This window comes from uncultured Shewanella sp., from assembly GCF_947501225.1.
Taxonomy (GTDB): Bacteria; Pseudomonadota; Gammaproteobacteria; order Enterobacterales; family Shewanellaceae; genus Shewanella.
Window position 1 is genome coordinate 61,304 of record NZ_CANMUW010000006.1, and the last position, 12,397, is coordinate 73,700.

The following is a 12,397-nucleotide window of genomic DNA, read 5'->3' on the forward strand; positions in this document are numbered from 1 at the left end:
TTTTGAGTGAATCAAACAATACGGGTCACGAACAGAGCGGCAAAAAGATAAGCACCTTCGAAACAAAGATGAGTTTCGGCCTGGGACTCATCACCCTGCTGCTCATCTTCGGCTATTTCTATGAGTCGTTTCAGGAGGTTCAGCGTCAGGAGGTGATCGTTATCGCCATCGACAGAATAGAGGCCGCTTCAGGCGCTGAGTAATGCCAATCGGTATTAGCTATTTACAGTCATCTCCCCGACATCGACCCATAAGGATATGGGTTCGATGTCACTCCTGTCTGCGATGATAGCGGCTATGTCGTGAGCTAGTATTGCCCCTTCATATCGAATGCACTCTTCAGATTGTTGGCAAACTCGATAAACTTCTCTTTGATGGTGCGCTTGATTGACACATTAAGAGAACCCAAAATAACCTTGCCCTCGATGGTGATGACGGGAGCCTGGCGGCTTGCCAGTGATGGTGCCCGATTCTCTATGCTGCTGACAATGCCGTAGCTCTTGCAAACCACATTTATCCCCTCCGGAACATAGATGACAGCGCCACCCAGTACACAATGTAGCTTGATGGTGACATGCTGATGCTGAAAGATGGCATCGCTGAAATCCAGTGTCGACTCACCTAAGATGTTGCGAACATTTATCACCTTAGGTACCTGCCACTGTCCGCTGCGTTCATTATTCCCCAGAACAGAGTTTAATGTGAGTGCCTCATCCTGAGTCTTATTCGAGTAGCCGGGGGTGAATTGATGTTCTTTTCTGTTGTTGTAGTCGGTGTCCGCCTTTAGGGACAGGTCGGCAACCAGCTCGAGTATCTCCCGGTGGGAGGAGGAGTTCATCGCATCGTCGAGTCGGCGCTCGAAGGCCTCTGCCGAGATGACACCATGGCTATAGTTGACGATCAACTGATCGATCACCTCTTCACGTACTTGCTCAATGGGACGATCTTCAAGGATCACATCCATGCTGTCACTCCTCTTACTGATGAAATATTAGTTTATATGATTAAACGAAAATGTCCTGAGCGAAAAGTAAGCAAATTTCAAGCCAGTAAATTTAGCTTTTAAAAACATAAGATTAAACTTTTACGTTTTTTATGGGTCGTAGAATTAACCGATAGTTGGTGAAAACTGACAGATAAAGTTGCTTAAGTCAGCTTAGGTACAAGTTTAGTTGAGTAAGCTGTACTGGCTTGTTAAGAGTGGCATCATCGGGTGTAGCACAGCGCCGATGACTCAGATGAACGACACCGATTAGCGGGTATCTTTTATCCTTAATTTGGATACAATGTAGGCAACAGTGATGGTTTGGAGTGGGTGGAATGGACAAGAGTAAAGTACTGATAATTGACGATGATCCCGTGTGTACCGGGGTGTTACTCGCCTTGTTAGGCGACGATTATGATGTGACTACCGCCAACTCCGGCAGTGGTGGCATCGATATATTGCGTTCACAGGCCCCGGATCTGATCCTGCTCGATATCACCATGCCGGAAGTGAATGGTTATCAGGTGCTTAAATTTCTTCAGGAGGAGCCATCGCGGAGCAGTATCCCTGTGGTAGTGATCAGCACCTTAGTCGAGAGCTCCGACAGAGACTTTGCTATCAAGCTTGGCGCCGATGATTACATCAATAAACCTATCATGCCAAATGTGATACAGGGTAAACTCGAAAAATACCTCCGATAGCCATCAACTTTGTCTCTGCTTAATGGCGGAGTTTGAACATGTTTACTCTTTAGACCTGGTGGAGGGTGCTTGACTGCTTATTGTTAAGCTAACCCTCACATGAGTCTGTCGTTTGTCGCTCAGAGACTCCTCGCTCCTCTGTTTTTGCTTTCTGTATTCTCCCGCTTTTATCTGTTGAACCACCGGAGAAACAGATAATGAATATCCTACCGACTTTGAACTTAACATATTCCTAACATCTCTGTTTTGGCGTACTCTTTATGGGTGAGCGCGGTAAATAACCGTTTTTAATCTTGTTAGTTGATGGCGTTACCGGGAGCGATAACGCAGTTTAAAAGGAGTTACTCTATGAAAGCGTCTGAGTTTGTAAAAGCATTACTCGTATCCACCTCGTTGATGATGCTCGCTCCGGCCGCAATGGCAGAGCCGCCAACTAAGTCTGAGAAGGCTGAAAAGAAGGCAGAGAAGAAGGCGATGAAGGAGCAGAAAAAGAGTGAGAAAGAGGCTCGCAAGGCCGCCGAGAAACGTGAGCGAGAAGCGGAAAAAGATGCAAGGGAGTATGACCGTGAAGCCCGCAAGGCCGCCGAAAAACGTGAGCGGGAAGCAAAAAAGGATGCCAGGGAGTATGACCGTGAAGCCCGCAAGGCCGCCGAAAAACGTGAGCGGGAAGCGAGTAAGGATGCCAGGGAGTATGACCGTGAAGCCCGCAAGGCCGCCGAAAAACGTGAACGGGAAGCGAGTAAGGATGCCAGAGAGTATGATCGTGATGCCCGCAAGGCGGCCGAAAAACGTGAACGGGAAGTGAGTAAGGATGCCAGGGAGTATGACCGTGATGCCCGTAAAGACGCTGAAGAGCGACAGCGTGAAGCTCGCTTAGAGGCGGAAGAGCGCCAGCGTGAAGCCAAGGAGAGGGCCAAAGAGCGCAAAGAAAAGGCGTGTAAGAAAGGCGAAGAGTGCGAAGAGTACCTCTGATATTCTCGCGGATAGAGTTCACTGGCCCCCCCTTCTGTTATGGTTCGATAGAAGGGGAGGCGATCTTGGTACTTTTCCTAGGTACTCTCACTTAAAAACTAGCACCTCGACACTCTTACCTAACGCTTTACCTCAGCACTTTACTCAGGAAGGCCTGGGTTCTCGCCTCTTTCGGTGCGCTGAACAAAGCATCGGGCTCGCTGTTTTCAACGATAACGCCGCCATCCATAAAGATGACCCTGTCCGACACGTCCCGTGCAAAGCCCATCTCGTGGGTCACTATCACCATGGTCATCCCCTTATTGGCCAGCGACTTCATCACATCGAGGACATCACCGACCATCTCGGGATCCAACGCCGAGGTGGGCTCATCGAACAGCATAAGCTCAGGTTTCATCGCCAGGGCGCGAGCGATGGCGACCCGCTGCTTCTGGCCTCCGGACAGGCTGGCCGGATAGGCATCGGCCTTATCTTTCAGACCGACCTGTTCAAGCAGTGCTACAGCCTCAACATCGGCCTCTTCTGCCGTCATCACTCCAAGCTTTACCGGGGCGAGGGTGATGTTCTGCTTAACCGTCTTATGGGGGAAGAGGTTAAAGTTTTGAAACACCATGCCCACTTTCTGTCTTAACTTATCGATGCAGGCAGCAGGCGCCGTGATCGATTGGCCATCGATAAATATATCCCCTTGGGTCGGCTGCTCAAGCAGGTTGATGCAACGCAAAAAGGTACTCTTGCCGCTGCCCGAGGGGCCTATAACACTGACCACCTCGCCATGGCTTATCTGCTCGTCTATCCCCTTCAGCACCTGGTTATCGCCAAAGCTCTTATGTAAATTATTAATCTTAATCACTTTGCTTTAACCTCGTTTCGAATTTTGACAGCAAGAAGGTGAAGATATATGTCAGCAGCAGATAGATCAGCGCACAGGTAAACAGCGGCACACTGTCTTCGAAGGTACGGCTACGGATGATCTCGCCGGCGCGCATCAGATCGACCCCACCGATAAAGCCTATTACCGCCGTCTCCTTCAGCAACACGATAAACTCATTACCCAGCGAAGGGAGAATGTTCTTAACGGCTTGTGGCAGTATCACCTCTTTCATGGTTGCCCCGTGGGACAGGCCCAGGGAGCGTGCGGCCTCCATCTGCCCCTTATCCACTGCCTGGATCCCGGCGCGGATGATCTCAGAGATATAGGCGCCGCTATTGAGGCCGAAGGCGATGATGGCGGCGGTGATCTTATCGACATCGAGCGCGGCCAGCACGATGAAGTAAAGGATCACTAACTGTACAACCACCGGCGTGCCGCGAATAATGCTGACATAGATATGGGCCGGCCAACTCAGATACCATTTCGATGACATCTTCATCAAGGTGGTCGCTACACCAAGAATCGAGCCGATGATCATGGCGAAGAAGGTCACAATCAGGGTGACCTTAAGGCCATTTAAGATGAGGTAAATACCGATTAAGCCATCTTCCCCTATTGGGGTAAACAGTGAAGCGTTAATTGCGTCTATCATCACCGGCTCACTTCATATGCTTGTTGACGAGGGCGTCATAGCCGCCACTCTGTTTCATCGAGCTCAAGGTGTTGTTGATGCTCTCTAACAGCTCAACTTTATCCTTGGCGACCGCAAAGCCATAAAATTCGGGCTCGAAATCCAGCTCAAGCATCTTAAGTCCCGGATTCTTTTCCAGAAAGCTGGCCGCAGGCTCACTGTCAAATAGCACCAGATCAACCTTAGCGTTCTTAAGCTCCATGATCGCCTCGAAACCTGTGTTGAAGGCGGTGACCTGTTGGCTGTAACTCTTGGCCATGATATCGCCGGTGGAACCCAGCTGAACCGCGATATGCTTTCCCTTAAGGTCGTCGACACTCTTTATGCTTGTGTTGTCTTTGTTTACCAGCACCACCTGTGTCGCCTCGTAGTAAGGCTTTGAAAAGTTGACACTCTCCTGACGCTCAGGAGTGATCGTCATACCCGAGGCGATAAAGTCGACCTTGCCCGCATTCAGCGCAACGATAAGCGAATCAAACTTCATGTTTTCAACTTTCAGTGTCTTGCCCGCATCCTTGGCAATCTGTCGAGCCAGGTCGATGTCGAAGCCCTTGATCTCATCGCCGCTCACCCCGCCGACATACTCGAAAGGCGGGAACGCCGCGTTTGTGCCAACCACAAGCACATCATCACTCTTACCGCATCCGCCCAGCATCATCATGCCGGCTAAAGCTAAGCTTCCCAAAAACAACATCGACTTCTTCATCATCTACTCTCATCAGCAAAATACTCAACTGGCAACGACTATAAGCCGATATAAAATGAAGTCAATAATTATGCGTAAAAAATGATTATTGATTCACTACATCTCGTTTAAATGTTCAATAATTAATCTTTCGGTAGTGTCCGTAATCAAGGCTTAACATGCTTATGGGCTTGTTGTGTGTCCAGGTTGAGTAATCGATATAGTAGTGATAAGTGAATAACTAGTTAAGCAGAAGGTTGTGGTTTTAATTGGTACGATCGTGCACGTATCATGTTTTATATCTTTTTGTGATCTTGTTATAACAATTGGTTTTTTTTGTATGTTTAGGTATATATTGTTAGAGAGATGACAGGGATTGTTTTTGTATTACGTATTGTAAAAGCGCTTCCTGGAGAGATAAAAATAATTATGAACATGACTTTGAAGAATAAACTGCTGCTTTTTGCCCTTTTACCGGTAGCGCTGATCTTTATCTGCTTAATGGTAATCACCTACAACATCGAATCCAACAATCTGGAACAAAACATCGCATCCTTTCAGGATAAGTTAATCGAAGACCGCAAGGCTGTGTTAAAAGAGGAGGTCGAGATCGCCGTTCAGATCGTTGCCTACCAGCTGTCATTGGGAGAGCGGGGAGATGTAAAAGCGGCATTGAGACAGGTTCGTTTTGGTCAGGCAGGTTATTTTTTCATTTATGATGAGCAGGGGGTCAATATTTTTCATGGCGCAACCCCTGATAAAGAGGGAAAGAATCTTATCGGTATGACAGATCCCAATGGCAAGAAGGTCATTGTTGGTCTGCTTAAGGCGGCGAAAAGCGGTGATGGCATCTTCGGTTATCACAATGACAAACCGGGTGTCAGTGGTTTGGTTGAGAAGATAAGCTACGGTGAGATGATCCCCGGTACCGATTGGGTGATAGGCACCGGTGCCTATGTCGATGATATCGACCGTGAGGTTAGCGATTACCGGAATGTTATCACTGAGCATATGCAGGATAAGGCGATAACCGTGCTGATTATCGTACTCATCATTGTACTGCTAACTACGGTTGCCGTGCTCTACTTTGCTCAGATTATGGTTAATCCGATAAGAAACATGGTAACCAATTTAGAAGATATTGCCAGGGGCGAGGGAGACTTGACTAAGCGACTGGATGTTCAGGGCAGCGATGAGATAGCGCAGCTTGGCCGCGCATTTAACCTGTTTGTCGATAAGCTGCAGGGGATCATCCGGGATGTTGCCAATGTTACTCAGGAGGTCAAGAGTGGTGCCGGTGATATCAATAGTCAGACCTTGATGATGGCCGATCAACTGAGCAGCCATAACAATGAGACAGATCAGGTGGTTACCGCCATTACCGAGATGTCGGCGACGGCCAGTGAGGTGGCACAAAATACCTCTCAGGTTGCCGAGGCGACGCTCGCGGCAACCGGGGATGTCACCACGGCTCAGGAGTGTGTCGATACTTCACTGACAGAAGTGTCATCTTTGATGTCAGAAATAGACTCCGCCGCAGCGCATATCAACTCGTTGAGTGAGCAGTCGCAAAAGATCAACAGTGTGCTGACAGTGATCGGTGGCATCGCCGAGCAGACTAACCTGTTGGCGCTTAATGCTGCCATCGAAGCGGCCAGAGCGGGCGAGCAGGGCCGGGGCTTCGCCGTCGTAGCCGATGAGGTGCGAAGTTTAGCCAGCAGGACTCAGGCCAGTACCTTAGAGATCAATGAGATGCTCAGTGAGCTTCACAATCTGGTCTCGCAGGCCGTAACTACCATGGACTCAAGTCAGCAGAGTTGTCTGCGTTCGGTTGAGTCCTCGAGGGCGATCTCCGAGAGCCTGGGAGCGGTAACCTCGGCGGTAACGTCGATTAACGATATGAGTACACAGATAGCCGCAGCAGCAACCGAGCAGAGCTCAGTGACCGAAGAGATCAACCGTAACGTGTTTGCGATTCAGGATATCGTCAATGAGTTGATGAGCTCTAGCCAAAGTACATCCGGAGTGAGTCAGAAGCTGGCTCATGAGGGAGATAATCTGGCCGAGCTGGTTGGGCAGTTTAAAGTTTAACCATGGTGAGTTGAGTTAATCAGAACGGGGAAGCATATGCTTCCCTTTTTTTGTTAAATAGTTTCCTGTTTCAGCTGGTGCTCTGCTATCGATTCGATTTTTTGTTCTTCAATCTTTTGCAATCAAACCCTACCTCATCGTATATATAAAAATCTTCAATAATTTCATAGAGCAAACTGGCGACTCTGCAATGGCTGACTATACTTTTTGTCACTATAACCACATAAAAAAGGCGGATATGATGAGGGGATTGTTAGTTTCACTGATATTACTGCTGTGTGCGCCACTTTACGCAGCCGACAAATGCGTGTCATGCCACAAGGAGGTCACGCCCAACGCCGTTAAGGACTGGCAACTGAGCCGTCACAGCGAGAATGATGTAGGCTGCGATACCTGTCACGAAGGGGACCACTCATCGGCTAAGGATGTAGACAAGTTAGTCACCATCACAGCCGAAACCTGTGGCAGCTGCCATGACGATCGTCTGGAGCAGTTTTCTAAGGGCAAGCATGCTCTGGCGTGGGCTGCGGTCAATGCCATGCCTACTACTCATGCGCAGCCTATGGCATTGAACCAGGGAATGAAGGGTTGTACAGGCTGTCATAAGCTGGGTATCAAAACCGACGCCGAGATCGCCAAGCTCAAAGAGCAGGGCAGCAAGTTTGGTCATGCCTCCTGCGATGCCTGCCACACCCGCCACACCTTCTCGGTGAAAGAGGCGCAGCAGCCTCAGGCCTGTCAGACCTGCCATATGGGTTTCGATCACCCGCAATGGGAGATGTGGTCATCGTCCAAGCATGGTGTGCGTTATCTGCTGAAGCAAAACGGCGTACTGCCCGAAGGCACACCGGCGCCAACCTGTCAGACATGCCATATGGTCGACGGCGACCATGAAGTGCGTACCGCCTGGGGCTTCCTGGCGGTAAGATTGCCGCTGCCGGAAGACGATGAGCAGTGGAAAGCCGATCAGATCACCATCTTGCAGGCATTGGGCGTGCTCGATCCAAAGGGCCAACCCACTGGACGACTCGACGTGGTCAAGGCTGCCGACGTTGCCCGCCTGGATAAGGCATCGTTCGACAAGGAGCGTAATAAGATGCTGGCCGTCTGCGGTGAGTGTCACTCGGAAAACTTTGCCCGTAACGAGCTCGAAAACGCCGATAAGCTTATCCGCGATCTCGACCATCTGCTGGCAGAAGGGATACGCATCATCGCCGGGCTCTATCAGGACGGCATCATCGCTAAGCCAGACGGCTATGCCTACGCCTTCCCGGATCTGTTAACCTTCCAGGATGCACCGACCACCATAGAACAAACCCTGTTCGAGATGCACCTCAAGCACCGCATGCGCGGCTTCCAGGGTGCATTCCACGCCAACCCCGACTATGCCCTCTGGTATGGCTGGAGTGAGATGGTGAGAGATCTGCAGGAGATAAAAGAGAAAGCGAAGGAGATGCGCGCAGCTCACGGCAAGTCGGCCTCGGCCCGCTAACTTGGTATACAGAATAAGCTGAGCAAGCAACAAAACGCCTGTCATACCGACAGGCGTTTTCATATATTCTGAATAAATGTGGTTAGAGTAAACTTTCTCTGGTTAAACCGAAAGAGGCATAAAGTTACAACTTGTCCCCGTTGGAAGGCGAATAATCACCTGAGGTAATTGTGTTTATGAGCGAGAGGGTGAATATGGCAAAGCCATTCGTTATGAACGCGAGACAAGGATGTTGAGCTGGCCTGATTCAGGATGTATATGGATGCCGAACTGGCCTTTGTATATGGACATATTTGGAGTTGCTATTGCTCCCCCGCCCCCTCCTGTCCTGCTCTTTATTGCAAGAAGGGAATGGAATTCCACGACGTTTGTCAGGCGAAGCCTGACTCAAGTCCGCGATCAGGCTAATCCCTAATCCCGATTATTCGGGCTCAATAATAGGCAACCCGTCGACAATAGCGCTTCTCAAAGTTAAACGAGCTCATCTTCATCGTCCGTACTGCATCGATCCAGCCGACAACCATAGGTACCAGCGTCCAGCTGAATATCAGGTACAAGCTGCCCTTAAGATATTGACCTAAGTAGAACTTGTGTACGCCGAAACAGCCGAACAGGAAACCAAACCATATCGCCAGTTTTTGATTCTTAATGCGGATATTCGGGTCCACACCCGCAAAAGCTTCGAACCCCATCGCGGTATGACATTGAGGGCAGCTGACTAAACCCGGTGCTAGCTCATGGCTGCACTGTGTACATTGAGACTCTCTATACTGCGACTCTTTATGATGTGAGAATGAGCCGTCACTGCTTTTCATTACAAACTCCGGTGTCATAGGTTAGTCAAAAAATTGCTTATGGCTAATTATGTGTACAAGTGTGCGCTGAAATACAGGTGCACAGTTCACAAAAATAAAATAAAGCTGAGTAAAAGGTCTAAACGGGGGCTTTTGTTAAGTGGGGTCGTAGAAATGAGTTTCAGAAAGAGACACAGCAAGAGAGATGAGGATAGCAGACTTGGGGGCGGCTAGCCTGTAGGAGCGGCTTTAGCCGCGAAGGCTTAGAAGATTAAAGCCCGTCACCCCTCCCTAAAAGAGTATCGGGGTGACGATACCTCTGCTCTTGCCTTGTTATTACGCTGTCGTGCTGTGCTTTCAACTTTTGAAATAACATCTCTTGCAGATTAGCGGGCTGTAAAGTCAAAAGGTGCTTCTCCTTTATGCTAGTTTGAACCTCGTTAAATGCGCTGACTTTTTATTTGGTTTTTTTGAATGGTTATTCAGCTGTTAACAGCCTTTACCTATGCCGATGAAATCTTAAGCTTGTTAACATAACCTTAATTGAAACTGAACATTATTGTTAACGGTTTTGGTCAATAATGCTACAGCCTAGACACAACGGTATATACCACTATATTAGCGGTTAATATATGAGCTATTTTTAATTTTGCCTTTATGTATAGTCATTTGGGCTTAATAATTTTTGTTTAATATATCATTATAGGTGTAGAATTTGATCTAAAACCAATATGTGGTATACCTCTTTAGATATATTTGACCTGTTTGCCAGTGACCCTCTTCACACAAATGTTATGCGTATGTTTACCGTCACTACTCCTGCTTGTTATAGATTTACTCGTCTTTAGGACACTTTGCTCACAATAATAAATTACATAAAAAGTGAATAAAATTCATTTTTAGGAGAGTAAGATGAAATTACAAAAGCTTGCGGTTGCTATTGCAGTATCTGCTGTTTTAGTTGGTTGTAGTGATGACGATGATACGCAATTAATTACCTGTGGTGAGGGTTCACAACTCAATACAGAAACTAATGTCTGTGAAGTACTACCAGTTGACCCGGTCGACCCTGTTGATCCGGTTGAGCCCGTCGATCCGGTTGTGTGTGGTGAAGGGACAGTGTTAGATGCCGATACCAATACCTGTATCATTCCGCCATCAACCGGACCTGTTGATCTATACAACAGCGATAACTGGCAAGAAACTTTCCCTGATCAGCATGCGACCTGGGCCAGCACCGAAGAGAACAACCCAGAGTCCGGCACGCCGACAGATCTACTGGAAGCAAACCCTAACCTTGTTAGCGCATGGGCTGGATATGGTTTTGCTAAAGATTATAACCGCGCTCGCGGTCACCACTTTGCATTGACCGATGTGATTAAGACGCTGAGAACTGGTAGCCCGATTGTCGGTCACGACGGTAAAGTTGTTGGTGAGGCGATGGCTGCATCTTGCTGGTCTTGTAAGTCTCCTGACGTAGCTCGTATGTACGATCTTGTCGGTGAAGGCAAGTTTGCTAATAACAGCTGGTCCACCTGGGGCCATGAGATGAGCAATACTATCGGTTGTGCTGATTGTCACGAGCTGGGTGAAAACACCCTTCGCCTGAGCCGTCCATATGCTGACCGTGCAATGACAAAAGTTGGCCTGACATTCGAAGAGCAGGATCACAACGGCCAGGCAAGTCAAACCTGTGCTCAGTGTCACGTTGAATACTATTTCGATGGCACAGACAGCAAGAAGGTTCGCTTCCCATGGGATCACTGGGTACCAGGTGTAGAAACTGATTACGCCAGCGTTGTTGGTTACACAGGTACCGATATGCTTTATAAAGGCTTCGCTGCCGAAGCTCAGTTAGCCTACTATGACAACATCAACTTCAAGGATTGGACAAACGCGATATCCGGTACTCCATCGCTGAAAACCCAACATCCAGAGTATGAAAACTTGATGGATAGAGCATCACACATGATGCCTACTCACCTTGAGTTCAGCTGTAATACCTGTCATATGCCTAAAGCTGAAAATGCAGAGGGTGCTGAGTACTCTAACCACAATGTCAAATTTGACCCGGCTAAGCTACCAAGCACCTGTAAGGGTTGTCACGATGACACTGCGATCGAGTCAATGCTTGAATCAAGAAAGACTGCGATCGATAACCTGCGCTTTACTGCCACAGGTACAGACCCACGTCTGACCGAGGCGCACTTTAAGGCACAGGCTATCTGGGCTGCAAACGGTGTTGAAGGTATCGAAGCCGGTAAGACTATCGGTGAAGCTAAAGGTAACTATGAGGCTGCACTTAAAGCAGGTAATGAGTTAGCCACAGAGATGAACAGCCTGCTAGGCAAAATCCGTAATGCTCAGTGGTTCTGGGATAGCGCTACCGCATCTCATGGTATGTATGCTCATAACTTTACTGAAGCAAAACGTCTGTTGGTTAAGTCTAACGCTATCTTAGACGAGGTCATCGCCGAAGCCGACGTACTGCTGGCTAAGTATGCGCCTGACTATGTCTATGACGCAACTAAGTATGACACTAAGGCGAAGGTACAACCACAAGCCGGTCTTGATTATGACGCCATGAAAGCTGCAAAAGATGAGTTTATCAATGAGCGTGTTAAGAAAGAGTGGCCAGTTGAACTACGCTAAGTAGTCGTTACATCTCCCTCCAGCTCGTCTCTAAGCAAAATGCCGGTCAGTAACTGACCGGCATTTTTTTTGCCATTTTTATAGCTTATATAGGCCTATGTAGGAGCGGCTTCAGCCGCGAAAGTTTAGAGGTTACTATTTATGAGGGGCGAGTCATGAGATGCGAGGAACGACTGCAACATTCTCCATGTAGAAGCGGCTTTAGCCGCGAAGGAATCGAGTTAAAGAGTCGTAAGCTGTAAGTCTTAAGTGGTAAGTAAAAGCTGCTTTAGCCGCGAATGTTTTCGGGGCCAGCTTTAGGCTTTTATATTTGCAGGTTTCGAAAACTGGATCCCGGCTAAAAGCATCGCCGGGATGACGGGATAAAAGAATAGCTCTCAGAGAAAGTTTGAACCTGATCTCTTCATTTAGGCTTGATAGATACTTGGCACTGTTGCAACAGTGGGCGTTGATGGCATGG

Annotated in this window: 11 protein-coding genes; 6 read left to right on the top strand and 5 right to left on the bottom strand. The window is 48.3% G+C overall.

What is annotated here, in order from left to right:
* Positions 1-2: 2 nt before the first annotated feature.
* On the top strand, positions 3-203 hold the full coding sequence (locus Q1B47_RS10600) for a hypothetical protein (RefSeq protein ID WP_299792925.1): 201 nt from the start codon (positions 3-5) through the stop codon (positions 201-203).
* A 104-nt stretch (positions 204-307) separates the two neighbouring features.
* Here Q1B47_RS10600 and Q1B47_RS10605 read toward each other — a convergent pair whose 3' ends face one another.
* Positions 308-964 (bottom strand): LiaF domain-containing protein, encoded by a 657-nt coding sequence (locus Q1B47_RS10605; RefSeq protein WP_299792928.1) that lies wholly within the window; start codon positions 962-964, stop codon positions 308-310.
* Positions 965-1,320: 356 nt separating this feature from the next.
* Between Q1B47_RS10605 and Q1B47_RS10610 the strand changes: the two genes are divergently transcribed.
* Complete coding sequence (locus Q1B47_RS10610) at positions 1,321-1,686, top strand: response regulator (RefSeq protein ID WP_299792931.1); 366 nt, start codon at positions 1,321-1,323, stop codon at positions 1,684-1,686.
* Positions 1,687-2,034: 348 nt separating this feature from the next.
* Complete coding sequence (locus tag Q1B47_RS10615) at positions 2,035-2,658, top strand: hypothetical protein (RefSeq protein ID WP_299792934.1); 624 nt, start codon at positions 2,035-2,037, stop codon at positions 2,656-2,658.
* Between the two features lie 127 nt (positions 2,659-2,785).
* Here the strand turns inward: Q1B47_RS10615 and Q1B47_RS10620 are convergent, their stop codons facing one another.
* Genes Q1B47_RS10620 through Q1B47_RS10630 form a run of 3 tightly spaced genes read right to left on the bottom strand, consistent with a single transcriptional unit; the run spans position 2,786 to position 4,929 of the window.
* Complete coding sequence (locus tag Q1B47_RS10620; protein ID WP_299792937.1) at positions 2,786-3,511, bottom strand: amino acid ABC transporter ATP-binding protein; 726 nt, start codon at positions 3,509-3,511, stop codon at positions 2,786-2,788.
* Entirely contained in the window at positions 3,504-4,184 is a 681-nt protein-coding gene (locus Q1B47_RS10625; protein WP_299792940.1) for an amino acid ABC transporter permease, read from the bottom strand. Before Q1B47_RS10625 ends, Q1B47_RS10620 begins: the two co-directional genes overlap by 8 nt.
* A 7-nt stretch (positions 4,185-4,191) precedes the next feature.
* Positions 4,192-4,929: a basic amino acid ABC transporter substrate-binding protein gene (locus tag Q1B47_RS10630; protein ID WP_299793594.1), complete on the bottom strand. Its 738-nt coding sequence runs from the start codon at positions 4,927-4,929 to the stop codon at positions 4,192-4,194.
* A 405-nt stretch (positions 4,930-5,334) separates the two neighbouring features.
* On the opposite strand from Q1B47_RS10630, the gene Q1B47_RS10635 reads away from it, so the two are divergent.
* Complete coding sequence (locus Q1B47_RS10635; RefSeq protein ID WP_299793596.1) at positions 5,335-6,999, top strand: methyl-accepting chemotaxis protein; 1,665 nt, start codon at positions 5,335-5,337, stop codon at positions 6,997-6,999.
* Positions 7,000-7,189: 190 nt separating this feature from the next.
* Complete coding sequence (locus Q1B47_RS10640; protein ID WP_299792942.1) at positions 7,190-8,491, top strand: multiheme c-type cytochrome; 1,302 nt, start codon at positions 7,190-7,192, stop codon at positions 8,489-8,491.
* A gap of 431 nt (positions 8,492-8,922) precedes the next feature.
* Here the strand turns inward: Q1B47_RS10640 and Q1B47_RS10645 are convergent, their stop codons facing one another.
* Positions 8,923-9,306, bottom strand: coding sequence for a TM2 domain-containing protein (locus Q1B47_RS10645; RefSeq protein ID WP_299792945.1), 384 nt, complete (start codon positions 9,304-9,306; stop codon positions 8,923-8,925).
* A gap of 891 nt (positions 9,307-10,197) precedes the next feature.
* Here Q1B47_RS10645 and Q1B47_RS10650 point away from each other — a divergent pair.
* Positions 10,198-11,937 carry an ammonia-forming cytochrome c nitrite reductase subunit c552 gene (locus tag Q1B47_RS10650; protein WP_299792948.1) on the top strand — a complete coding sequence of 580 codons (1,740 nt, stop codon included), beginning with the start codon at positions 10,198-10,200 and terminating at the stop codon, positions 11,935-11,937.
* The last annotated feature ends 460 nt before the right edge of the window (positions 11,938-12,397 follow it).